Below are 500 nucleotides of genomic sequence, written 5' to 3'. Positions count from 1 at the left end.
GGCCAGAACAAGGTCGTTCTTCGTGTGAAAATGCTGGTAGAGCGTTGCCTTGGCCACGCCCGACTTTGCGATTATCTCGTTGATGCCGACATCGCGAATACCCCGTCTGGCGAACAGACGGTAGGCCGTGGTGAGGATGCGCTCGCGCGCGCCACCCGACCGAATCGGCGGGGATTCGAGCAGCCCGATCACAAGGTCCAGGGTACCCAAAATCAGCGGTGTACAGACATGTCTGGGCGTGCTACAACAGAGGAGGTTGAGAGCACAGCCGAACAGGTCCCACGCGACGTGATTGGCCGAGATGCGATCCCCGTCTCGCCGCAAATCGGCTTCTGGCCAGTGCGGGTCATCCGGAGCATGTGGACCGAAACTTCACGTTGTCAATGGAGGTTCGTCATGCCCGCTTCTACCACTCTCGTAGGCCGACTCATGGCCCCTCGCCCGGATCGCCCGGCGTACCGTCCGCTGGATCGCGGCGGTCGTTGTCATACTGTGGTGGT

General features: G+C 61.2%; 1 protein-coding gene. It reads right to left on the bottom strand.

Annotated features, from left to right (window positions below; genetic code table 11):
* Positions 1–192 (bottom strand): TetR/AcrR family transcriptional regulator (locus AC1DQC_RS20410; protein WP_477053042.1); only part of this gene is annotated, 192 nt, incomplete at its 3' end.
* Between the last annotated feature and the right edge of the window lie 308 nt (positions 193–500).

It is taken from the genome of Cellulomonas sp. P4_H12, from assembly GCF_056400905.1.
This window is presented reverse-complemented; position numbering and strand designations above follow the sequence as displayed.